Genomic DNA, 22,175 nt, shown 5'->3' on the forward strand with positions numbered 1-22,175 from the left:
CTCGATGCGCGGAACGGTCCTCAGAGGAGCTTCTCCAGGGTGATCGGCAGCTCGTACTGCCGGCGGCCGGTGGCGTGGCGGACGGCGTTGGCGATGGCGGCCGCGGCGCCCACCACGCCGATCTCACCGACCCCCTTGATCCCGATCGGGTTCACCACGTCGTCGCGCACCTCGACGGTGTCGACCACGACGTCCGGGGCGTCGGCGTTGACCGGCACCAGGTAGTCGGCGAGGCTGGCGTTCGCCCAGCGGCCCAGCCGCGGGTCCATCCGGGTGGCCTCCATGAGGGCCTGGCCGAGCCCCCAGAGCATGCCGCCCATGAGCTGGCTGTGCGCGGTCTTGCGGTTGAGCACCCGCCCCGGGGCGAACACACCGACCATCCGCCGGACCCGGACGACACCCAGGTCGGCGTCCACGGCCACCTCGGCCATCTGCGCGCCGAAGGTGTGCACGCCGTACCCGGCGTCCTGCGGCGGCGGGTTCCACGTGCCGAGCACCTCCACGTCCGGGGTCATGGTGCGGTGCAGCAGGTCGGCGTACGTCTCACCGACGTCCGGGCGGTCGCACAGCACCATCTTCCCGTCGCGGACCTCCACCCGCGCCGGGTCGGCGCCGCGCAGCGGCGAGTGGTCGTCGGCCACCGCCCGCCGGATCAGTTCGTCGCGCAGCTGGCACGCCGCGAGGTGTACGGCGGAGCCGACGGCGCTCGTGCCGGCCGAACCCACCGCGGCGGTGATGTTCGGCAGGTCGCTGCTGCCGCCCACGAACCGCACCCGCTCCACCGGAAGGCCCAGCGCGTCCGCGGCGACCTGCGTCATCGCGGTGAAGACCCCGGTGCCGAACTCGGAGACGCCGGCCTCGACGACCGCCGTGCCGTCGTTGTAGATGCGGGCCCGGGCGCGCTGCGGGTTCACCGGCTGCGTCACCGGGTAGAGGGCGCTGGCCAGGCCGGTGCCGATGAGCCACCGGCCCTCGCGCCGCGACCGGGGCCGCGGGTCGCGCTCGTGCCAGCCGAACAGCTCGGCCGCCCGCTCGTAGCACTCCCGCAGGCCGCTGCTCGACCAGGGGTGGCCGCTCTCCGGGTCGGTCTCCGAGTAGTTGCGCATCCGCAGTTCGAGGGGGTCGACGCCGATGCGCTCGGCCAGCTCGTCCATGGCGCACTCCAGGGCGAACATCCCGCTCGCCTCGCCGGGGGCGCGCATGAACGTGGGCGTGATCGTGTTGCCCCGGACCAGGTGGTAGACGCCCTCGTAGTTCGGGCTCGTGTACGCCACCGACGCGCTCTGCAGCGAGGGCTCCGCCCAGTCGTCGAAGGGCGAGGTGAGGGAGATCTTGTGGTGGCGCAGTGCGGTGATCCGGCCGTCGGCGCGGGCGCCGATGGTGATGCGCTGCTCCTGCTCCTCCCGGTGTCCGCACGAGGTGAACATCTGCTCCCGCGTGAGCACCAGCCGCACGGGGCGGCCCACGTGCCGGGCGGCCAGGGCGGCCAGCGCCGGGTGGTGCCAGACCATCGCCTTCGAGCCGAAGCTGCCGCCGACGGCGTGACTCACCACGCGGATCGAGATCGGCGGCAGCCCCAGCAGCTCGGCCACCGTGAACTGGACGGCGCTCGGGCCCTGCGTCGAGTCGTAGATGGTCAGCCGGTCGGCGTCCTCCCAGATGGCCGTGCTGGCTCCCGGCTCGATCGGGTTGTGGTGGTTGGGCGCGAACCGGTAGCTGGCCTCCACGCGGACGTCCGCCTCGGCGAGGGCCTTCTCCACGTCGCCCCGGGACGCCTGCCCGGGCAGCAGGCCCCCGAAGATCCGCTCCGGCACGTACGCGCGGTCGCGGCCCTGGTCGAGCAGGGTGGTGGCCGGCGCCGGCTCGTACGCGACCCGGATCAGGGTGCCGGCGTGGTCGGCGCGCTCGATCGTGTCGGCCACGACGACGGCGATCGGCTGTCCCGCGTAGTGGACGTTCTCGTCCTGGAGGGGGAAGAACGTCTGGCCGGGCGCGGCCAGCCCGGCCAGTGACGGCAGCAGCCGCGGCACGGTGGCGACCCGGCCCAGGTTGCGGTGGGTGAGCACGGCCAGGACGCCCTCGGCCCGCTCCGCCTCGCTGGTGTCGATGTCGGTGATCCGGCCGTTGGCGATCTTCGCGTTCACCAGCACGGCGTGGGTCAGGTTGGTCACCGGGACCTCGGCCGAGTAGCGCGACTCGCCGCGCACCTTGAAGCGGCCGTCCACCCGGTTGAGGGTCGCGCCGATCGCCGGGCTCATGCCGCCGCCTCCCGTTCGGCCAGCTCCGTCAGCGCGCGGACGATCGTCCGCCGGGCCAGCTCGATCTTGAACTCGTTCATCCCGTGCGACACGGCCGGCTCCAGCTCGACCTCCGCGGCGCGCAGGTACGAGTCGGCCGTCGCGGGCGCCCCGTCGAGCACCTGTTCGGCCGCCCGGGCCCGCCACGGTTTGGTGGCCACCCCACCGAGCGCCAGCCGGATCTCCGCGATGCGGCCGGCGACGACGGACATGGCCGCGGCGACCGCGACGAGCGCGAACTCGTACGACTCCCGGTCGCGGATCTTGACGTACCGGGAGCGGGCGGCGACGGGCAGGGCGGGCAGGTCGATGCTGGTCACCAGCTCGCCGTGGGTCAGGGGGTGCTCCCGTTCGGGCGTACGGTCCGGGAGGAGGAAGAAGTCGTCGATCGGGATGCTGCGCGGGCCGGCCGGGCCCTCGGTCCGCACGACCGCGTCGAGGGCGACGAGCGCCACCGCCAGGTCGGACGGGTGGGTGGCGATGCAGCGGTCGCTGGTGCCGAGCACCGCGTGCCCCCGGTTCACCCCGTCGAGGGCGCCGCAGCCCGTGCCGGGCGCGCGCTTGTTGCAGGGTGCCTCGGTGTCGCGGAAGTAGCTGCACCGGACGCGCTGCATGAGGTTGCCGGCGACGGTGGCCATGTTGCGCAGCTGCGGGGACGCGCCGAGCAGCAACGCCTCGGACACCACCGGGTAGCGCTCGCGCACCGCCGGGTGCGCGGCCACGTCGCTCATCCGGGCCAGCCCCCCGAGCCGCAGCCCCCCGTCGGGCAGCTCCTCGATCCCGTTCAGCGGCAGGTCGTTGATGTCGACGAGGCGCGCCGGCTGCTCGACGTAGATGCGCAGCAGGTCGATCTGGGTGGTGCCGCCGGCCAGGAAGGTGCTCTCCGGGTCGGCGGTGACCGTGCCGATGGCGGTGCCGACGTCGGCCACCCGGGAGTAGCTAACGGGCCGCACGGCCGGCCTCCTGCTCGTCGCGCACGCGGCGGATCGCCGAGCGGATGTGCGGGTACGCGGCGCAGCGGCAGAGATTGCCGCTCATCCACTCCCGGATCTCGTCGTCGTCGCCGGCGTGCCCCTCGTCGAGCAGCGCCACCGCGGACATGATCTGGCCGGGTGTGCAGTAGCCGCACTGGAACGCGTCGGCGTCCAGGAACGCCTGCTGCATGGGGTGCAGGGTGTCCCCCTCGGAGAGTCCCTCGATGGTGGTCACCTCACGGTTCTCGCAGCTGATGGCGAGCGTGAGGCAGGCCAGCACCCGCCGCCGGTCGACCCAGACCGTGCAGGCTCCGCAGGCGCCCTGGTTGCAGCCCTTCTTCGTGCCGTGCAGGTCCAGCCGGTCCCGCAGCGCGTCGAGCAGGCTGACGCGGGGCTCGACGAACATCCGGCGCACCTCGCCGTTCACCCGCAGGCGGACCTCCACCTCGCCGGGCCCCCGGACCACCGCGCTGTCCGGCGCCGGCGCGGTCCGGGTCGCCTGGTACGACTTCACCAACTCGCACCCCCTCGGTTCCGGCCCGACCATATATTCCCGATGAGCGCGATTCGTGACGGTTGGCCGGACTCGACCCGTCCGGCGGGATCCCGGCGAGGGGCCGGGTGGGAGGGCGGGACACGTGCGGGACGTCGTCGACGAGCTGCACCGCCACTGGCGGGCGGGTGAGCCGGTGGCGGTGGCGACGGTCGTGGACACCTGGCGGTCGGCGCCCCAACCACCCGGCGCGGCGATGCTCGTCGCCGCCGACGGCACGGTCACCGGCAGCGTCTCCGGCGGCTGCGTCGAGGCCGACCTCTACGAGCGGGCGCGCCAGGTGCTCGCGGGTGGGGTCCCCGAACTGGTCCGCTACGGCATCAGTGACGACGACGCGTACGCCGTCGGCCTGACCTGCGGCGGCGTGCTCGACGTCTTCGTCGAGCGGGTCGACGCCGACGGCTTCCCGCAGCTCGACCTGGTCGTCGACGCGCGCCGCGGCGGCCGGCCGGTGGCCGTGGTCACCTGCGTGGCGGCGGACGCGGGACAGCCGCCGGGCACGGCCGCTCGCGCCGACCCGGCCGGGCGGCTGGGCCGGCGGCTGGTGCTCACCGAGGGGCGCGTGGTCGGGTCGCTCGGCAGCGACCGCCTGGACGCGGCGGCCGCCGACGACGCGCTCGGCCTGCTCGCCGCCGGCCGCAGCGGGATCCTCCGGTACGGCTACGACGGGCAGCGCCGCGGCAGCGGCGTCAGCCTCTTCGTGGCGGCGTACGCCACGCCGCCGCGGATGATCGTGTTCGGCGCCATCGACTTCGCCGCCGCGGTGGCGCGGATCGGCGCGTTCCTCGGCTACCGCGTGACCGTCTGCGACGCGCGGCCGGTGTTCGCCACCGCCCGGCGGTTCCCGGAGGCGGACGAGGTGGTCGTGGACTGGCCGCACCGCTACCTCGCGCGGGAACTGGAGGCGGGACGGGTCGACGCCCGCACGGTGGTCTGCGTGCTGACCCACGACCCGCGTTTCGACGTGCCGGTGCTCGACCTCGCGCTGCGGCAGCGGCTCGCGTACGTCGGGGCCATGGGCTCCCGGCGCACCCACGACGAACGCCGCAAGCGGCTGCGCGAGGCGGGGGTGACACCGGAGCAGCTCGCCCGGCTCGCCGCACCGATCGGGCTGGACCTCGGCGGGCGTACGCCCGAGGAGACCGCGGTGAGCGTGGCCGCGCAGATCGTGGCGGGCCGCTGGGGCGGCACGGGCCGACCGCTGGCCGAGCTGGCCGGCCCGATCCACCCCGCCGGCTGAACGCCACCCGCTCCGGCGGCGGTAGTGGGCGCGCGGCTCCGGGGCGTGGCGGCACAGTGGACGGGCGCGCGCCGGGGCCCGCGGCGGCCCCAGGGTCAGACGACCGCGCCGGCCGGGTAGCGCTCGGCGAGGTGCTCCCGGCCCGGCGGCGGCTCGTACGGCTCGGGCCAGAACTCGGTGACGACGCTGACCCGGCCGTCGTCGTCGAGGTCGAAGAAGCTCACCGCCGGCACGTGCTCGCCGTCGACGGCGCAGGTGACCCAGCTGGCCGCGCGCCGGCCGTCGCCGACCACCCGCGTCACCGAGATGTGCCAGTCGCCCGGGTACTCCCGGTTGAACCGGAGGAACGCGTCGCGGCCCCGGATCCGCTCCCGGGTCTGCGGCAGGTGGTAGACGATGTCGTCGGCGAGCAGCCCGGCGAACCGTTCCCAGTCCCGGGCCTCGCAGGCGTCCCAGTACGCGAATACCGTGTCTTCGGCAGTTGTCACGCCGCGCACTGTGCCAGCCTGGTGCGACACGATTTCCCCGTACGGGGACGCCCCGCCGGCGGGCGACGAGGAGAGGACCGGGATGGGATACGCGGTGGTGCTCGGGGAGGCGCTGGTCGACCTGCTCGAGACCGAGTACGACGGCACGCCGGCCTACCGGCAGGCGATCGGCGGGGGACCGCTGAACGTGGCCGTCGGGGTGGCGCGGCTCGGTGGCGAGGTGCAGTTCGTCGGCTCCCTCGGTGACGACGTGCTGGCCGGCCGGATCCGTGACTTCCTCACCGGTGTCGGCGTCGGCCTCGACGGTGCGGTCACGGCGCCGGTGCCGACCGCGCTCGCCGTGGTGTCCTACGCCGGTGCGGAACCCGACTTCCGCTTCTACGGCGAGCCGCCCTCGTACGGCCTGCTCACCGCCGACGACCTCGACGTCGGGGTGATCGAGGGCGCCGACGTGCTCTACTGCGGCTCGGTGGTACTGCTCCGACCGACGGTGCTGGCCGCGGCGCGCCGGGCGTGGGCGCTCGCCGCCGGCCTGCGGGTCTTCGACCCGAACGTCCGCCCGCGCCTGCTGGACGGGCCAACCGCGCTGGCCGGGCTGCGCGAGGTGGTGGCCGAGTTCGCCGCCGGCGCCCACGTGGTGAAACTCAGCTCCGCCGACGCCGAACTGCTCTATCCCGGCGAGCCCGTCGAGGGCGTGGCCGCGTACCTGCGCGAACTCGGGGCGGCCACGGTGGTGGTGACGCTCGGTGCGGACGGGGCGGTCCTGGCCGCCGCCGACGCCGACCCGGTGCGGGTGCCGGCCCCGAAGGTCAACCCCGTGGACACGACGGGCGCCGGGGACTCGGTCATGGCGGCGCTCATCGCCGACCTGCTGGTCGCCGGTGAGCCGGGCGAGCCGGCGGGCTGGATCGAGCGGGTGGCGTTCGCACTGCGGGTCGCCGGCCTCGTGTGCGAGTCGCCGGGCGGCGCCACGTCCATGCCCACCCGCGCGGAGGTGCTGGCCCGCTTCGCCGGCTGAGCACGGGCGGGTCAGTCGGTCCCGGTGGGGCGGGTGAGCGCCAGGACGGCGGTGAGGGACAGCGCCACGGCGCCGGCGACCACCGCGGCCATCGGTACGGCGCTGCCGTCCCCGCCGATGCCCACGAGCGGGGCGGCGAGCGCGCCCACGACCGACTGGATCGTCCCCATGAGCGCGGCGGCGGTGCCGGCGTGGCGGGGGTGCCGGTCGAGTCCGAGTGCCGTGCTGTTCGGTGTCACCATGCCCAGCGACCCGACGAAGACGAACAGGCACGCGGCCACCGCCCACGGGCTCCCGCCCGCCGCACCGGCGAGCAGCCCGGCGGCGGCCACCACGCCCACGACCAGGGTGCGGGTCAGCAGGGTCCGGGTGCCGAACCGGTCGAGCAGCCGCGCGTTCGCCTGCCCGGTGGCGACCAGGGCCAGGGCGTTGAGGCCGAAGATCAGGCTGTAGGCGCCCTCGGAGAGGCCGAACACGTCCTGGAAGACGAAGGACGACCCCGAGATGTAGGCGAACAGGCCGGCGAACGCGAGGCCCTGGGTCAGCGCGTAGCCGACGTAGACGCGGTCGGCGGTGAGCGCGCGCATCGTGCGCAGCGTGTCCCGCAGGCCGCCGCCGCTGCGCCGGTCGGCCGGGAGCGTCTCCGGCAGCCGCCACGCCACCGCCGCGGCGAGGAGCACGCCGATCACCGCGAGCGTGACGAAGACGGCGCGCCACGACCCGAACCGCAGCACGAGGCTGCCCACCCCCGGCGCGGCCACCGGGGCCACGCCGAACACCAGGGTGAGGCGGGAGAAGTACTTGGCCGCGGCCCGCCCGGAGTGCAGGTCGCGGACCACGGCGCGGGCCACCACCACGCCCATCCCGCCGGCGAACCCCTGCGCGAAGCGCGCGGCGGCCAGCGCCGGCGCGTTCGGCGCGACCGCACAGACCAGCGACAGCACGGCGTACGCGGCGACGCCCGCCAGCACGGGGCGCCGCCGTCCCCACCGGTCGCTGAGGGGGCCCGTGACGAGCTGGCCGAGGGCCATCCCGATGAGGCAGGTGGTGAGCGACAGCTGGATCTGCGCCTGGTCGGCCCCGAGGTCCCGGGTCATCTCGGGGAACGCCGGCAGGTACATGTCGAGCGACAGCGGCCCGAACGCGGTGAGCAGGCCGAGCAGCACGAGCAGGCCCGCGCCGCCCCGCCTCGGTTCGGCGGTCGGCGTGCGCCGGTCCGGCGCCGGGCGTACGGATGGTCGCGCGGTCTGCGCCACGGATGGTCTCCCCACGAGCACGATCTCAGCGGGTACCTTAGCTCTGTAGGCAGAGGTATTGCACGGCGATGTGGACGAGGTCATGTCGAGCGAGAGTGTGGCGCGGCTGGGCGCGCTGGTGGGCGACCTGCACCGGCTGCTGCGCCGTTCGGCCGTCCGCCGGGCCCACCGCACCGAGCTGCCCGACGCGCAGGCGGAGCTCATGCTCCTCGTCCGGGCGCACCCGGGCGTGAGCGTCAAGGAGGCCGCGGCGCGCCTGCGGACGGCTCCGAACACCGTGAGCACGCTGGTCCGCGACCTGGTCGACGCCGGGCTGCTCCGGCGCGAGCGGGATCCCGCCGACGGGCGCGTCGCGCGGCTGCACGTCACCGCGGCCGCCCGCGAGCGGATGGCCGACCACGAACGGCACCGCACGGCGCTGCTCGCCGACGCGCTGTCCCGGCTCGACCCGGCCGCCCGCGACGCCGTGACCGCCGCCGTGCCGCACCTGGAGCGGCTCACCGCCCTGCTCCGCGAGCCCGGGTGACCGGGGGGTCGACGGGCCGGGGCGGCGTCTCAGGTCGCGTCCAGCTCCGCGTAGCCGCGCCGGATCGCGGTCCGCGCCGTACGCGGGCCGAACGGGGCGTCGGCGGCGAGGCGGTCGGGGGCCACCCCGTCGCGGTGCCCGGCCCGGATGAGCGCGGCCAGCTCCGCCAACCGGGCGTGCTGCGCCCGCACGAACCCCGCGTCCACCGGCCTGCCGTGCCCGGGGACCACCACCGTCGCGGGCGTGGTCAGCCGGAGCAGGTCGGTGACCGCGTCCGGCCAGCTCAGCGGGTGGGCGTCGGAGAAGTCGGGCGGCCCGCTCTGCTCGACCAGGTCCCCGGCGACCAGCACGTCGGCGTCCGGCACGTGCACGACGAGGTCGCCGTCGGTGTGCCCCGGTCCCGGATGGCGCAGCAGCACCCGCCGGCCGCCCACGTCCAGCACGGCCTCGGTGCGGACGGAGTGGGTGGGGGCCAGCAGCGCCGTGGCGGCGAGCCCGGGCGCCAGCGCCGGCCAGTGGGCGACCACCTCGGCGTACGCCTCCCGCCGCAGCCGGTCGGGGTGGTCCCGCAGCGCCGCGGTGACCCGCTCGTGGGCGTGGACCGGGCGGGGCGGGTCGGCGGCCAGGACGGCGTTGCCGAAGCAGTGGTCGAAGTGGTGGTGGGTGTTCACGATCGTCCACGGCGCGGCGGTCACCGCCCGGGCGGCGGCCGCCAGTTCGGCGGCCTGCCCGGCGGTGGAGAGCGTGTCCACGAGCAGCGCCGCGCTGTCGCCGACCACCAGCGTGACGTTCACGTCGAGCAGCGGCTCGGTGAGCACGTACACCCGGTCGGCGACCTCGACGAACCGCGGCGTCATGCGGTGGCGGCGCGCTCCACGAAGCGGTGGCGGTCGACGAGCACCCGCTCCACCCGCCCCTCGGCCACGACGTCGTCGCCGTCGGCCACCCGTACCTCGAACAGCAGCCGCCGGCCGTCGACCTTCGCCAGCCGGGCCACGGCCCGGACCGTCCGCCCGATGGAGGTGGGTGCGCGGTGGTCCAGCTCGACCCGGACCCCGACGGTGGTCATGCCGGCCGGCAGGGCCGTCGCGGTGGCGGCGACCGTGGCCGCCTCGGCCAGCGCCAGGACGCGGGGCGTGCCCAGGACCGGCACGTCCCCCGAGCCGATCGCCTGTGCGGTGTCGGCGTCGGTGACGGTCAACTCCACCCGGGCGGTCAGCCCCGGTGTGAACAGGGGATCGGGCTGCTCCTGCATGGCCCACAGCCTAGGTGCTCGACGCCCGGTGGGCCATGTGTCGTCGGTCGATGTCCGGGCCGCCGTTAACCTTGACCGCGATGGCCGTCGTGACTGACCCCCAGCCCCCCGCCCGGACCGACCCGCCGGCACCTCCGGACGGCGGTCGCCGCCGCCTGGCCGCGATGACGATCTGGGGGATCGCGTTCGTGGCCGGTTGGCTCGTCATCGGGCTGCCGACCGACCCGGTGTACGCGTTCATCTGGATCTGGACGGCCACCATCGCCTGGAACTCGTCCCGGCCCTGGCGCAGCCACCTGCGTTTCGGCCGGGACTGGCTGCCGGTGGTGCTCTTCTTCGCCGCGTACAACCTCTCGCGGGGCTTCGCCGACAACGGCGCGACCCCGCACGCGTACGAGCTGGTGGCCGCCGACCGGTTCATGCTCGGGTGGGCGACCGGCGGGCAGGTGCCCACCGTGTGGTTGCAGCAGCACCTCTACCGGCCCGAGGTGCAGTGGTGGGACGTGCTCGTCAGCTGGGTCTACTTCTCGCACTTCGTCGTCACGTTCGCCGCCGCCGCCGTGCTCTGGCTGCGCAACCGGGCGCGCTGGGGCGCGTACATGCGGCGGTGGGGCTTCCTCTGCGCCGCCGGCCTGGCCACCTACTTCCTCTACCCGGCCGCCCCGCCCTGGTGGGCCGCCCAGAACGGGCTCATCGAGGAGGTGGCCCGGATCTCCACGCGGGGGTGGAAGGAGTTCGGCATGCACGGCGCGGGCAACCTGCTCAACGCCGGGCAGATCGCCTCGAACCCGGTCGCCGCCATGCCGTCGCTGCACACCGCGTGGGCCCTCTTCGTGGTGCTGTTCTTCCTGCGGGCCACCCGGCGCCGGTGGTGGCCGCTGCTGCTGGCCTACCCCCTGGCGATGACCTTCACCCTCGTCTACTCCGGCGAGCACTACGTGATCGACGTGCTGGTCGGCTGGGCGTACGTCGGCGTGACCTTCCTGGTGGTCGGCCTCGCCGAACGGTGGTGGGCGGCCCACCGGGCCCGCCGGGCGCCGGCGGACGAACCCCCCTCGGCGGCCGGTCGGCCGCTGCCGGCAACCGACGAGCCCGTCGACCAGCCCACGCCCGAGCCGGCCGGGGACGCGACGGCGGTACGCGCCACCGGCTGATCCGGCTGTCGTCGGTCGACGTCGCCGAGACCCGCTGCCGGCGCGCCACCGCTCCGTCCGGCCCGGCGGGCGGCGCGCGTCCGCGCTCAGCCGACCCGGTGGGCGGCGTGCGTCCGCGCTCAGCCGACCCGGCGGGCGGCGTGCGTCCGCGCGATCAGTTCGGCGGCCAGCCACCACGCCTCGCCGAGGTCGCGCGACTCGGCGGCCGCGCCCGCCCCGCCGGCCGTGTCCACGTGCACGGTGGCCAACCCGAGCCGCCGCTGGAGCGGACCCTGCACCACCCGCACGCTCTGGATCCGGGCGTACGGCACGAGGGTGAGCTGCCGGGTGAGCAGCCCGGAGCGGACCGCCACGACCCGTTCGTGCAGGCCCGCGCCGAGCGCGTTCCGCCCGAGGGGGTGCAGCCAGCGTGCCCGGGACGGCGGTGGGGTGAGCCCCACCCCGCTCAGCGGCACCTCGGGCAGCACCTCGGCCACGATCCGCTCGGCGGTGGGCAGGTCGCCGACCGGCAGCAGCCGGTCCGGGCGGTTGCGCTCGTCGCCCTCGCCGACCGAGTAGCCGGCCACCTCCAGTCGCAGCCGCAGCCAGCCCTTCATCCGCCACAGCAGCGGCCAGGTGGCCCGTACGGTCTGCACCCGGTGCAGCGGGACCGTCTGCGCCCGGGTCTCCAGCAGGCCGTTGCGGACGCGCAGCGTGCCGCCGTCGCGGGCCAGCCGGAAGTTCCAGTCGTCGAGCACCCGCCGCACGGGTTGCAGCACCACGCCCGCCATGGCGGTGAGGGTGCTGGCCACCGCGATGAACGACCAGGACCCCTCGGAGAGGAACTGCGCCACCACGAAGGCGACGCCGAACGGCAGCAGGAACGCCTGCGGCGTGAGCAGTTGGCTGACGAGCAGGTCCTCGTTGCGGACCGCGTGCAGCGGCCGGCCGGGCGGCAGCGCCGTGGCCGTCGGTGGCAGCCCGGCCGGGACCGGTGCCGGCCCCGCGGCGGGCGCCTGCGGGGCCACCGGCTGCGCGGCCCGGCCGGCGAGCGCCAGCAGCCGCTCCCGCAGCGCGACCGCGTCGGCCACGCTGAGGTACGCCAGCGGCGCCTCCGTCTTGCCCCCGCCGACCACCTCAAGGCGCAGCTCGGCCAGACCGGTGAGCTGGGCGAGCAGGGGGCGGACCACCTCGACGGCCTGCAACCGCTCCAGCGGGATGGCCCGGGTCCGGCGCCAGAGCAGCCCCTCGTAGACCCGCAGTTCGCGCCCGACCACGTGGTAGCCGGTGTTGTACCAGCTGACGATCGAGAGGACGGTCGCGCCGAGGGCCAGCACGACCACCATGGCGGCGAACCAGCCGAAGCCGACCCGGGACAGCGTCGACCAGGACAGGCCGGCGATCACCACGACCAGCGACTTGGCGCCGTGCAGCGCCGGGCTGAGCGGGTGCAGCCGCTGCCGGGGCTCGCCCGTTTCGCCCGGTGGCGGCAGGCCCGGTGGACCGTACGGCCCGGGCGGGTAGGGCCCGGGAGGGTACGGCCCGGGCGGATGGGCCCCGGGAGCGTGCGGCCCGGGCGGAGCGTAGGCCCCCGGCGGGCCGGGCGGATAGGGCCCGGGGGCGTACGGTCCGGGCGGCGGGTAGGACCCGGGAGCGTACGGCCCGGGGCCGGGTGCCTGCGGCCCGGGGCCGTACGGTGCGGGCGGGTAGGGACCGGGCCCCGCGGCGGGTGGATGCGGCACGGGCTGCGGGGCGCCCGTCTGCGGTGGCGGCGCGGGCGTGTCGCCAGGCGGTGGCCCGGCCGGCGGCACCGGCGGGCGGGTACCCGGCTCGGCCGGGGGGCCGTCGGTCATCGGGCCGGCTCCGCGGTCGCCGGGGACCGGCCGGTCACAGGCCCTCCGCCCGATCCTCGCCGAGCGCGGTGAGCCGGTCGCGCAGCCGGGACGCCTCGGCCGGGCGCAGACCCGGCACCCGGGCGTCGCTGGCCGCCGCGGCGGTGTGCAACTGGACGGTCGCGAGGTCGAACGCGCGCTCCAGCGGCCCGGCGCTCACGTCGACGAACTGCATCCGGGCGTACGGGACGATGGACAGCCGCCGGACCAGCAGCCCGTGGCGGACCAGCAGGTCGTCCTCGCGCTCGGCGTATCCCCAGGCGCGCACGGCGCGGACGATCGAGACGGCACGCACGGCACCGGCCAGGAGGACGACGGCGAGGCCCAGCCCGAACAGCCAGTGCCCGCTGAGCGCCCAGCCGATCGCCACCCCGAGGACGACGACCATCAGCACCGCGCCGAGTCGCAGCAGCTCCACCCAGATGAGGTCCCGGGAGATCGGTTGCCAACGGACGGTCTGCGGCCAGGGCTCCAGCGGCCCGGCCTGCGGCGGCGGGCCCGCCTGCGGCGGTGACCCGGCCGGTGGGGGCCCGGCCGGTGGGGGCCCGGCCGGTTGGGGGCCGGCCGGCACCCCCGGTCGGCCCTCGAACGGCCCGGGCGTCGCTCCCGGAGGCCCGGACACCAGCGGCGGGCCGGTCGGCGGGGCGGTCTGTTCGGTGGCCGGCGGCGACGGTTGCCCGGCGGCGGACGGCGGCCGGGGGGACTCCGCGGGGCTCACCGGGGCGTTCCGTTTCGCGCGCTCACGCTTCGAGCGTAGGTGATCCGGACAGCGGTGCGACCGCACGCAGGAACCCGCGGGCGTCGAGAAAGTCGCCGAGCGTCTCGCGGTGGACGTCGCACGCCAGCCAGGTCTTGCGCCGGTCGGGGTCGTGCAGCCGGGGATTGTTCCACCGCAGCGCCCAGACCGCCGGTGCCCGGCATCCCTTGGCCGAGCAGATCAGCGGCTCGTCGGCGGGGGAGGGCGTGCTCATCCCGGCAAGTCTAGGGAGAGTGTGAGCGCCGGGCGGCCACGGGGGGAGCCGCCCGGCGACGGGTGAATCGTACACACGCCGGGGCCGTTCCTGTCCACCCCGCGTCTGGCGATTCGGTCGGTGCGGACGGCGTGGCGAAAATCGGCTTCTCCCCACCTCGGTACTCAGCCGGGCATGCGAGTCTTGATACGCACCACGCCGCGACAACCGATCATGCTGTGGAGGACCGGTGGCCCAGCCGACCACGCCCGACGCCCCGACGCCGAACGGCGCCGCCCCGCAGACGCCCGCGCCGGTGACCACGCCGGCCGAGGACGCGACCCTCCTGGAACGGGCGCTGTTCGAGATCAAGCGGGTGATCGTCGGGCAGGACCGGATGGTGGAGCGGATGGTCGTCGCGCTCCTCGCGCGCGGCCACTGTCTGCTCGAGGGCGTACCGGGGGTGGCCAAGACCCTGGCGGTGGAGACCCTGGCCAAGGTGGTCGGCGGCAGCTTCGCCCGCGTGCAGTTCACGCCGGACCTGGTGCCCGCCGACATCATGGGCACCCGCATCTACCGGCAGTCCAGCGAGAAGTTCGACGTCGAGCTCGGCCCGGTCTTCGTCAACTTCCTCCTGGCCGACGAGATCAACCGCGCACCGGCCAAGGTGCAGTCGGCGCTGCTCGAGGTGATGAGCGAGCGGCAGGTCTCGATCGGCGGCGAGACCCACCGGGTGCCGGACCCGTTCCTCGTGATGGCCACGCAGAACCCGATCGAGCAGGAGGGCGTCTACCCGCTGCCGGAGGCGCAGCGGGACCGCTTCCTCATGAAGATCGTCGTCGGCTACCCCACCGACGCCGAGGAACGCGAGATCGTCTACCGGATGGGTGTGGCGGCGCCCGAGCCGTCGCCGGTGTTCTCCACGGCCGACCTGGTCGCCCTGCAACGCAAGGCGGACCAGGTGTTCGTGCACAACGCCCTCGTCGACTACGCGGTCCGGCTGGTGCTCGCCACCCGCGCCCCGGCCGAGCACGGCATGCCGGACGTCGCGCAGCTGATCCAGTACGGCGCCAGCCCCCGCGCGTCGCTCGGCCTGGTCCGGGCCACCCGGGCGCTGGCGCTGCTGCGGGGCCGCGACTACGCGCTGCCCCAGGACGTGCAGGACATCGCCCCGGACATCCTGCGGCACCGGCTGGTGCTCAGCTACGACGCGCTCGCCGACGACGTGCCGGCCGACCACGTCGTGCACCGGGTGATGTCGACCATCCCGCTGCCGTCGGTCGCGCCCCGGCAGCAGGCGACACCACCGCCGGTGGCCCCGCCGCCGGGCGCCGGGTGGCCCGGGCAGCTCCCGTGACCTCAGCCACCCCTCGCCCCGCACCCGCCGACCGCTCCGACGCCGTCCTGTCCCGCCTCCAGCTGCTCGTCACCCGGAAGCTGGACGGCCTGCTCCAGGGCGACTACGTGGGGCTGCTCCCCGGCCCCGGCAGCGAGGCGGGGGAGTCGCGCGAGTACCGCCCCGGCGACGACGTACGCCGGATGGACTGGCCCGTGACGGCCCGGACCACCACCCCGCACGTCCGGCGGACGATCGCCGACCGCGAACTGGAGACCTGGCTGGCCGTGGACCTCTCGGCGAGTCTCGACTTCGGCACCGGCCGCTGGCTCAAGCGGGACGTCGTGGTGGCCGCAGCGGCCGCCATCACCCACCTCACGGTGCGCGGCGGCAACCGCGTCGGCGCGGTCATCGGCACGGGTGGGGGCGTCCCACCGGCCGGCCGCCGCCGCGGCGCGCCGCCGGCCGCCGGCCCCGGGGTCCTGACCCGGCTGCCCGCCCGGTCCGGACGGCGGGAGGCCCAGGGGCTGCTCCGCGCCATCGCCGGCACGGAGCTGCGTCCGGGCCGGGGTGACCTGGGGGCGCTGGTCGAGATGCTGAACCGGCCGCCCCGGCGGCGCGGCGTCGCGGTCGTGATCTCCGACTTCCTCGCCCCGCCCGCGCAGTGGGCCCGGCCGTTGCGCAAGCTGCGGGTACGCCACGACGTGCTCGCCGTCGAGGTGGTCGACCCGCGCGAGCTGGAACTGCCCGACGTGGGTGTGCTGCCGGTCGTCGACCCGGAGTCCGGTGAGCTGCACGAGGTGCAGACGGCCGACCCGCGGCTGCGCCGCCGTTACGCCGAGGCGGCCGCCGCCCAGCGCGCGGAGATCTCCGCCGCGCTGCGCGGCGCCGGCGCCGCCCACCTGCGCCTGCGTACCGACCGAGACTGGCTGCTGGACATGGTGCGCTTCGTGGCCGCGCAGCGGCACACCCGCACCCGGGGGACGACACGATGATCCGTTTTCTGCAACCGTGGTGGCTGCTGGCCGTGCTGCCGGTGCTCGCCCTCGCCGCCTTCTACGTGTGGCGACAGCTGCACCGCCGGGCGTACGCGATGCGGTTCACCAACGTGGAGCTGCTGCGCACCCTCGCGCCGAAGGGGCTCGGCTGGCGCCGGCACGTGCCGGCGACCGCGTTCCTGCTGTGCCTGCTCGTGCTCTCCACGGCGCTCGCCCGGCCGGCCGTGGACACCAAGGAGCCGCTGGAACGGGCCACGATCATGCTCGCCATCGACGTGTCCCTGTCCATGCAGGCCGACGACGTGGCGCCAAACCGGCTGGAGGCCGCCCAGGAGGCGGCCAAGCAGTTCGTCGACGAGCTGCCCGAGACCTACAACCTCGGGCTGGTGTCGTTCGCCAAGTCGGCGAACGTGCTGGTGCCGCCGGGCAAGGACCGGTCGGCGGTGACCAGCGCCATCGACGGGCTGGTGCTGGCCGAGGCCACGGCCACCGGCGAGGCGGTCTTCACCTGCCTGGAGGCCATCCGGTCGGTGCCCGCCGACGGCGCGGCCGAGATCCCGCCGGCCCGGATCGTGCTGCTGTCGGACGGCTACCGGACGGCGGGGCGATCGGTGGAGGAGGCGGCCGCCGCCGCGCAGGCGGCCAACGTGCCGGTCTCGACCATCGCGTTCGGCACGGACGCCGGGCAGGTGGACATCGGCGGGCAGCTGCAACGGGTGCCGGTGGACCGGCTGGCCCTGGCGGAGCTGGCCGAGACGACCGAGGGCTACTTCTACGAGGCGGCGTCGGTGAACGAGCTGAAGCAGGTCTACCAGGACATGGGCAGCTCGATCGGGTACCGCACGCAACCGCGCGAGATCACCCAGTGGTACGCGGGTGTCGCGCTGCTGCTCGCGCTCTGCGCCGGCGCGCTCAGCCTGCTCTGGTCGTCGCGGATGCTGTGACGTCCGGCCGCCCTCGCGGCCGGCCGGCGGCGGACGCCCCGGCCGGCCGCGAGCGCGGCGGGTCGCCGGCCGGTCAGTGACCGGCCAGGACGAAGAGAACGGCGACCCAGATGGTGGCGAGGGTGAACCCCAGCGGGGCGAGGTAACGGCTCATGGACGGCTCCGGGTGGCGACTGGACGGCCCGCGGGCAGCGCGGGGCCGTCGGGTGGGTCAGGACGCACACACGAAATCGCGACCGGGCGGCTCCCCGACCGCCCCGACCGGGGCGGCGCGCGACACGATCCCCGACGGACTGCCGGGGGTGTGAATCGTGGGGGAGCGGAGCGGGGTCAGCTCACCTGCTGCAGCCGTGGCTCAGCGGGGCTGACGATCGGCCCGGCCACGACTGGAAGGATCGCTATCTCGCACAGCGATCACCTCCTGCGGTCGGCGGGGCTCGGAACGCGCAACATCGTACACCCGGACGCTCCCGTCCATCCCGGCGGGCACCGTCCGGCGCGTGACCAGCGCCGCCAGCAACAGGAGCAGCAGGGGCAGCCAGCAGACGCGCGCCGCCAGCCACGCCGGGCCGTCCGGCGCGGTGTGCAGGCCGGGCAGCGGCCCCGCGACGCGCGCCGCGAGCGCGGTGACCCCGACGAGCACCGGCTGGTGCCACAGGTAGATCCGCATCGCGTGCCGGTTCACCGCGCCCACCACCCGGGCCGGAACCGGCCGCCGGGTCAGCCGCAGCAGCGCCGGGCGGGCGAGCAGCCCCACCCCGATCTGGGTGGCCGCCAGGGCGACCGCGACGAGCGACGGCGGGTTCAGGTTCGACATGGCGGCACCGGGCACACCCACGGCACTGGCCGGATACCCGGCGACGACCAGCGCGGCGAGCGCCACCGCGCCACCGGCGGCGAGCGTCGCCGCCGGGCGGCGTCCGCACAGCCGGCCGTCGGCGTGCGCCAACCCGAGCAGGTAGGGCACCGACCACGCGGCGAGCAGGCTGACCGGCAGCGGGCCGCCGGCCACGTCCGCCACGGCCACCGCGGCGACCGCCGGCGCCGCGCACCACCACGGGCCCCACCGGCGTACGGCGGCGCGCAGCGGCCCGGTCGACGCGATCAGCGCGCCGAGCGGCAGCAGGAACCACAGTGGACTCGCCGCCAGGTCCAGCGCGACCGCGAGGGTGTCGTCCGGTGCGCCGGCCACGGTCGCGGCCAGCAGCAGCGTGGCCCCGGTGCCGAGCAGCGCGACGGTCGGCAGCACCAGTCGGCGCAGCCGGTGGGCGAGCCAACGGCCCGGACCGCCCCGGTGCCGGGCGGCCGAGCGGGCCGAGGCGTACCCGGCCGTGAAGAAGAACAGGCCGAGGGTCTGCAACAGCCAGGTGGCCGGGGCCAGGGCGGGCATCGCGGCGAGCGGGCTGGCCTGCGCGAGCGCCCCGTCGGAGGTGAGCACGAGCCCGGTCACCAGCCAGTGCCCGAGCACCACGCCGGCGACCGCGTACCCGCGCAGCGCGTCGATCGCCGGGTCGCGCCTCACCGGGCCACCCCCGCAGCGGCGAGGACCGCGCCGGCGGCCCCGGTCAGCGGGGTTTCGACCGCCCCGGTGAGCGCGACCGACGCCACGGCGGCCAGCGTGGCACTGCCCGGCACGAGGTAGCCGTCGTGTCCGCGCGCACCCGTCACGGGCAGGGCCCGGGCGCCGAAGTCCGGGTCGGCGGGGCGCCGGCCGTGCCCGAGGCCGGGCAGCCGGACCGGCGGCACGCGGCGGATCCAGTCGTCCGGCGCCTCCGCCGCCCACACCCGGCGGCCGGCGCCCAGCCCGGCGGCCCGGTCCACGCCCGCCCCGACCCCGCCGAGGGTCACCACGTCGGTCACCTGGGCCGGCGCGTCCACCGCCGCCAGGCCGGCCACGAGCGCGCCGTAGCTGTGCCCGACGAGGGTCATGCGGGCCGACGGGCGGTGCCCCGCCAGGAGGCGCAGCGTCCCGCGCAGGGCGGCGGCGCCCCGGTGGGCGTCGGCCGGACCCGCGGCGGCGAGCACACCGTCCGGCGGGTCGTACCCGAGCCAGGCGAGCACCGCCACCCGCGCCCCCGGGTCGACCGTGCGCGCCGCCTGGTACAGGGCGCGGGCCTGCACCGCCGGCGCGCGGCGGGCGACCCCGCCCAGGCCCCGGTCGAAGTCACGCAGCGTGGCGCCGACCCCGGGCACCAGCACCACGATCCGGTCCGCCGTGGCCAGGTCGCCGAGGACCTCGACGGCACGGCCGTCGCCGTGCGTGTCGAACAGCAGGAACCGCCGCCCCCGCGCGGCCCAGTCCGCGTACGGCGGGCCGGCCGCCCGCATCGCGGCCGCCGTGAGCGGGTACGCGTCGACGTAGGCGGCCGCCGCCACCGGCTCCGGCCGGCCGGGCAGGACGAGGCCCGCACCGAGCAGGACGGCCAGCGCCGTACGGGTGGGTGGGCTCCAGCGCATCGCGATCTCCCTCCAGGTCGAAGGTGGAGAGAGTGCGCCCGGAGCCGGGCCGCGGGCGTCACGCCGGGGAGCGATCCGTGCCCGCTACGCCGGTGCTACTCGCCGGCGGCTACGAGCCCCGTCTCGTACGCCAGCACCACGGCCTGCGCCCGGTCCCGCAGGTGCAGCTTCGCGAGGATCCGGCTGACGTGGGTCTTCACCGTCTGCTCCGCGACCACCAGGTCGGCCGCGATCTCCTGGTTGGACCGGCCCCGCGCGATCAGCCGCAGCACGTCGGTCTCCCGCGGGGTGAGCGCGGCCAGTTCGGTGGGGCGGGGCCGGTGCCGCTCCGGACGGGCCGCGAACTCGGCGATGAGCCGGCGCGTCACGGCGGGGGCGAGCAGGGCGTCCCCGGCCGCCACCACCCGTACGGCGTGCACCAGGTCGGCGGCGGGGGCGTCCTTGAGGAGGAAGCCGCTCGCCCCGGCGCGTAGCGCCTCGTAGACGTAGTCGTCCAGGTCGAAGGTGGTGAGGATGAGGACCCGGGGCCTCGCCGAGGGCCGGTCGCCGAGCAGCTTGCGGGTGGCCGCGAGCCCGTCGAGCACCGGCATCCGGACGTCCATGAGCACCACGTCCGGGTCGAGCTGGCGGGCCGCGGCGACCGCCTGCGCGCCGTCGGCCGCGTCGCCGACCACGAGCAGGTCCGGCTGGGCGGCCAGCAGCGCGCCGAAGCCCTGGCGCACCATCGCCTGGTCGTCGGCGATCAGCACCCGGATCATGTGGTTCCGTCCTCTCCGTCGCAGGGCAGCAGCGCCTCCACCGCGTAACCGCCGCCGTCGGTGGGCCCGGCGGTGAACGTACCCCCGAGGGCGACGGCGCGTTCCCGCATGCCGGTCAGGCCGTGCCCGCCGCCGCGCCCCTCCGGGGAGGCGCCGGTGCCGTCGTTGACCACGCGTACGGCCAGGTCGCCGCGCTGGACGCGGACCGTGACCCGCACCGCGGCGCCGGCCGCGTGCCGGGCCGCGTTGGCCAGTCCCTCCTGCACGATCCGGTACGCGGCCAGCCCGACGGGTGCCGGCGGATCGGCCGGCACGTCGCTGTCCAGCGCGATGGTCATGCCGGCCCGGCGGGCCGCCGCCACCAGCTCCGGCAGTTGCGCGAGACCGGGTTGCGGAGTGGTCCGGGCCTGGTCCGACTCGCTCCGCAGCACCCCGAGCAGCCGCCGCATGTCGGTCAGCGCGGCCCGCGCGGAGCCGGCGATGGCCGCGAACTCGGCCTGCGCGGGCGCGGGCACCTCGCCGAGCCGGTACGGGGCGGTCTCGGCCTGGACGGCGATCATCGACATGTGGTGGGCGACCACGTCGTGCAGCTCCCGCGCGATCCGCGTCCGTTCCTCCAGCACCGCCCGCCGGGCCTGCTCCAGCTCGCTGCGCTCGGCCTGCTCGGCGAGGGCCCGCCGGGTGAGCACGTTGCGCCGCACCAGGTCGCCGATGACGAGCAGCACCACGAACAGCAGGGTGATGCCGACCTGGTTCCGCGGCGCCACGAAGATCCATACGGGGAGGAGGCTGAACAACCCGACCCAGGCGAGCACGGCCCGGTCGACCCGCGCGGCCACGGTGACCAGCACGACGAGGATGACCAGGACCTGGGTGGGGCTCCACGGCCAGTCCTCCGTCGGCCGCCGGTTGAACGTCCCGAACAGCTGGCCGACGAACATGATCCGCCAGGCCCACAGCGGTCGGGCGAGCAGGAACGGCAGCGGCGCGACGGTCAGCAGCGCGATCAGCCAGGCGGTGGCGACGGGCAGCTTCCGCGAGTCGAGCAGGAACTGCGCGGTGACGAGGGCCAGCCCGATCAGTGCCAGCAGCCCGACCGTCCGGGCCACGGCGGCCACGCGCGGCCAGCGTCGCAGCGGCGATCCGACCGCGGGGTAGTCCGGTCCGGCCACGACACGGCGCAGGGCGGCCCGCGCGGCGCGGACAGGTGTGCGGTCCATCCCCCGCACACTAGTTCGGCGGGGCGTCGAGGTCGTGCTCCCGCGGGGTGATCCGGTGGCCCGTACCACGGTATGACGTGGGCCTGGTTAGTGATTACCGTGCGGTAGCGCCTAGTCTCCATGCCGCAGCGATCTTTGGAGGAACCACGGTGTCTCGAACAGTGCTGGTTACCGGAGGTAACCGGGGGATCGGCCTGGCCATCGCGCAGGCCTTCGCCAAGCAGGGCGACCGGGTGGCGGTGACCTACCGCAGCGGCGAGGCACCCGAGGGCTTCTTCGGCGTACGGTGCGACGTGACCGACGCCGAGTCGGTGGACGCGGGATTCGCGGCGATCGAGGCCGAGCTGGGGCCGGTCGAGGTGCTGGTCGCCAACGCCGGCATCACCGAGGACACGCTGCTCATGCGCATGTCGGAGGAGCAGTTCACCCGGGTGCTGGACACGAACCTCACCGGCGCGTTCCGCTGCGCCAAGCGCGCCTCGGCCAAGATGCTCCGCGCCCGGTGGGGCCGGATGATCTTCATCTCCTCGGTGGTCGGCCTCTCCGGCGGCGCCGGCCAGGTCAACTACGCGGCGAGCAAGGCCGGCCTCGTGGGCGTCGCCCGCTCGATCACGCGCGAGCTGGGCACCCGCAACATCACCGCCAACGTGGTCGCGCCCGGCTTCATCGACACCGACATGACCGCCGTGCTGTCCGAGGAGCGCAAGGCGGAGATCCTCAAGTCGATCCCGGCGGGCCGGATGGCCAGCCCGGAGGAGGTCGCCGCGGTGGTCACCTGGCTGGCCGGGGACAGTGCCGGCTACATCTCCGGCGCCGTCATCCCGGTCGACGGCGGCCTGGGCATGGGCCACTGAGCGCATCACCACTCGAAGGACGGAGG

General features: G+C 75.6%; 22 protein-coding genes. 8 read left to right on the forward strand and 14 right to left on the reverse strand.

The genetic code is table 11. The annotated features are described in order from the left end of the window. Nucleotides 1-20: 20 nt before the first annotated feature. The 3 genes from OG994_RS03160 to OG994_RS03170 are packed head-to-tail and all read right to left on the reverse strand — an operon-like array spanning nucleotide 21 to nucleotide 3,737. The gene (locus OG994_RS03160; protein ID WP_328852128.1) at nucleotides 21-2,258 is read right to left on the reverse strand and encodes a xanthine dehydrogenase family protein molybdopterin-binding subunit; all 2,238 of its coding nucleotides are present in this window, start codon (nucleotides 2,256-2,258) and stop codon (nucleotides 21-23) included. After that, entirely contained in the window at nucleotides 2,255-3,250 is a 996-nt protein-coding gene (locus OG994_RS03165) for an FAD binding domain-containing protein (RefSeq protein ID WP_328852129.1), read from the reverse strand. Before OG994_RS03165 ends, OG994_RS03160 begins: the two co-directional genes overlap by 4 nt. Beyond that, nucleotides 3,237-3,737, reverse strand: coding sequence for a (2Fe-2S)-binding protein (locus OG994_RS03170; protein WP_396844846.1), 501 nt, complete (start codon nucleotides 3,735-3,737; stop codon nucleotides 3,237-3,239). The genes OG994_RS03165 and OG994_RS03170 overlap by 14 nt, the downstream gene beginning before the upstream one ends. 172 nt (nucleotides 3,738-3,909) lie before the next feature. On the opposite strand from OG994_RS03170, the gene OG994_RS03175 reads away from it, so the two are divergent. Further along, on the forward strand, nucleotides 3,910-5,064 hold the full coding sequence (locus OG994_RS03175) for an XdhC family protein (RefSeq protein ID WP_328852130.1): 1,155 nt from the start codon (nucleotides 3,910-3,912) through the stop codon (nucleotides 5,062-5,064). Nucleotides 5,065-5,159: 95 nt separating this feature from the next. Here OG994_RS03175 and OG994_RS03180 read toward each other — a convergent pair whose 3' ends face one another. Beyond that, nucleotides 5,160-5,552, reverse strand: coding sequence for a nuclear transport factor 2 family protein (locus OG994_RS03180; RefSeq protein ID WP_328852131.1), 393 nt, complete (start codon nucleotides 5,550-5,552; stop codon nucleotides 5,160-5,162). A gap of 82 nt (nucleotides 5,553-5,634) precedes the next feature. On the opposite strand from OG994_RS03180, the gene OG994_RS03185 reads away from it, so the two are divergent. Further along, nucleotides 5,635-6,570 (forward strand): carbohydrate kinase family protein, encoded by a 936-nt coding sequence (locus OG994_RS03185; protein ID WP_328852132.1) that lies wholly within the window; start codon nucleotides 5,635-5,637, stop codon nucleotides 6,568-6,570. 11 nt (nucleotides 6,571-6,581) lie between these two features. Here the strand turns inward: OG994_RS03185 and OG994_RS03190 are convergent, their stop codons facing one another. After that, entirely contained in the window at nucleotides 6,582-7,826 is a 1,245-nt protein-coding gene (locus OG994_RS03190) for a multidrug effflux MFS transporter (protein ID WP_328852133.1), read from the reverse strand. Between the two features lie 82 nt (nucleotides 7,827-7,908). On the opposite strand from OG994_RS03190, the gene OG994_RS03195 reads away from it, so the two are divergent. Continuing rightward, on the forward strand, nucleotides 7,909-8,352 hold the full coding sequence (locus OG994_RS03195) for a MarR family winged helix-turn-helix transcriptional regulator (RefSeq protein WP_328852134.1): 444 nt from the start codon (nucleotides 7,909-7,911) through the stop codon (nucleotides 8,350-8,352). Between the two features lie 29 nt (nucleotides 8,353-8,381). On the opposite strand, the gene OG994_RS03200 is transcribed toward OG994_RS03195, so the two are convergent. Together OG994_RS03200 and OG994_RS03205 are read right to left on the reverse strand one after the other, a co-directional pair. Further along, complete coding sequence (locus OG994_RS03200) at nucleotides 8,382-9,209, reverse strand: MBL fold metallo-hydrolase (RefSeq protein ID WP_328852135.1); 828 nt, start codon at nucleotides 9,207-9,209, stop codon at nucleotides 8,382-8,384. Then, complete coding sequence (locus OG994_RS03205) at nucleotides 9,206-9,607, reverse strand: thioesterase family protein (protein ID WP_328852136.1); 402 nt, start codon at nucleotides 9,605-9,607, stop codon at nucleotides 9,206-9,208. The genes OG994_RS03200 and OG994_RS03205 overlap by 4 nt, the downstream gene beginning before the upstream one ends. 80 nt (nucleotides 9,608-9,687) lie before the next feature. On the opposite strand from OG994_RS03205, the gene OG994_RS03210 reads away from it, so the two are divergent. Then, the gene (locus OG994_RS03210; protein WP_328852137.1) at nucleotides 9,688-10,761 is read left to right on the forward strand and encodes a phosphatase PAP2 family protein; all 1,074 of its coding nucleotides are present in this window, start codon (nucleotides 9,688-9,690) and stop codon (nucleotides 10,759-10,761) included. Nucleotides 10,762-10,880: 119 nt separating this feature from the next. Here the strand turns inward: OG994_RS03210 and OG994_RS03215 are convergent, their stop codons facing one another. The 3 genes from OG994_RS03215 to OG994_RS03225 all read right to left on the reverse strand — a co-directional run bounded on the left by OG994_RS03215 (nucleotide 10,881) and on the right by OG994_RS03225 (nucleotide 13,603). Beyond that, nucleotides 10,881-12,233, reverse strand: a complete 1,353-nt coding sequence (locus tag OG994_RS03215) for a PH domain-containing protein (RefSeq protein WP_328853648.1) — start codon at nucleotides 12,231-12,233, stop codon at nucleotides 10,881-10,883. Between the two features lie 394 nt (nucleotides 12,234-12,627). Further along, nucleotides 12,628-13,203 carry a PH domain-containing protein gene (locus tag OG994_RS03220; RefSeq protein WP_328853649.1) on the reverse strand — a complete coding sequence of 192 codons (576 nt, stop codon included), beginning with the start codon at nucleotides 13,201-13,203 and terminating at the stop codon, nucleotides 12,628-12,630. A gap of 169 nt (nucleotides 13,204-13,372) precedes the next feature. Beyond that, nucleotides 13,373-13,603 (reverse strand): hypothetical protein, encoded by a 231-nt coding sequence (locus tag OG994_RS03225; protein WP_120331834.1) that lies wholly within the window; start codon nucleotides 13,601-13,603, stop codon nucleotides 13,373-13,375. Nucleotides 13,604-13,832: 229 nt separating this feature from the next. On the opposite strand from OG994_RS03225, the gene OG994_RS03230 reads away from it, so the two are divergent. Genes OG994_RS03230 through OG994_RS03240 form a run of 3 tightly spaced genes read left to right on the forward strand, consistent with a single transcriptional unit; the run spans nucleotide 13,833 to nucleotide 16,860 of the window. Continuing rightward, entirely contained in the window at nucleotides 13,833-14,939 is a 1,107-nt protein-coding gene (locus OG994_RS03230) for an AAA family ATPase (protein WP_120331833.1), read from the forward strand. Next, a complete protein-coding gene (locus tag OG994_RS03235) occupies nucleotides 14,918-15,913 on the forward strand; it encodes a DUF58 domain-containing protein (RefSeq protein ID WP_328852138.1) in 996 nt (331 codons plus the stop codon). Before OG994_RS03230 ends, OG994_RS03235 begins: the two co-directional genes overlap by 22 nt. Then, entirely contained in the window at nucleotides 15,910-16,860 is a 951-nt protein-coding gene (locus tag OG994_RS03240; RefSeq protein ID WP_120331831.1) for a VWA domain-containing protein, read from the forward strand. The genes OG994_RS03235 and OG994_RS03240 overlap by 4 nt, the downstream gene beginning before the upstream one ends. 355 nt (nucleotides 16,861-17,215) lie before the next feature. Here OG994_RS03240 and OG994_RS03245 read toward each other — a convergent pair whose 3' ends face one another. From OG994_RS03245 to OG994_RS03260, 4 genes are all read right to left on the reverse strand, one after another. Next, complete coding sequence (locus tag OG994_RS03245) at nucleotides 17,216-18,382, reverse strand: acyltransferase family protein (protein ID WP_328852139.1); 1,167 nt, start codon at nucleotides 18,380-18,382, stop codon at nucleotides 17,216-17,218. Next, the gene (locus tag OG994_RS03250; RefSeq protein WP_328852140.1) at nucleotides 18,379-19,317 is read right to left on the reverse strand and encodes an alpha/beta hydrolase; all 939 of its coding nucleotides are present in this window, start codon (nucleotides 19,315-19,317) and stop codon (nucleotides 18,379-18,381) included. Before OG994_RS03250 ends, OG994_RS03245 begins: the two co-directional genes overlap by 4 nt. Nucleotides 19,318-19,412: 95 nt before the next feature. After that, nucleotides 19,413-20,075, reverse strand: coding sequence for a response regulator transcription factor (locus tag OG994_RS03255; RefSeq protein WP_328852141.1), 663 nt, complete (start codon nucleotides 20,073-20,075; stop codon nucleotides 19,413-19,415). Continuing rightward, the gene (locus OG994_RS03260; RefSeq protein ID WP_328852142.1) at nucleotides 20,072-21,295 is read right to left on the reverse strand and encodes a sensor histidine kinase; all 1,224 of its coding nucleotides are present in this window, start codon (nucleotides 21,293-21,295) and stop codon (nucleotides 20,072-20,074) included. Before OG994_RS03260 ends, OG994_RS03255 begins: the two co-directional genes overlap by 4 nt. Before the next feature lie 149 nt (nucleotides 21,296-21,444). Between OG994_RS03260 and fabG the strand changes: the two genes are divergently transcribed. Then, nucleotides 21,445-22,149 (forward strand): beta-ketoacyl-ACP reductase, encoded by a 705-nt coding sequence (fabG, locus tag OG994_RS03265; protein ID WP_120331826.1) that lies wholly within the window; start codon nucleotides 21,445-21,447, stop codon nucleotides 22,147-22,149. The last annotated feature ends 26 nt before the right edge of the window (nucleotides 22,150-22,175 follow it).

Origin of the sequence: Micromonospora globbae (genome assembly GCF_036184225.1) — a bacterium.
Classification (GTDB): domain Bacteria; phylum Actinomycetota; class Actinomycetes; order Mycobacteriales; family Micromonosporaceae; genus Micromonospora; species Micromonospora globbae.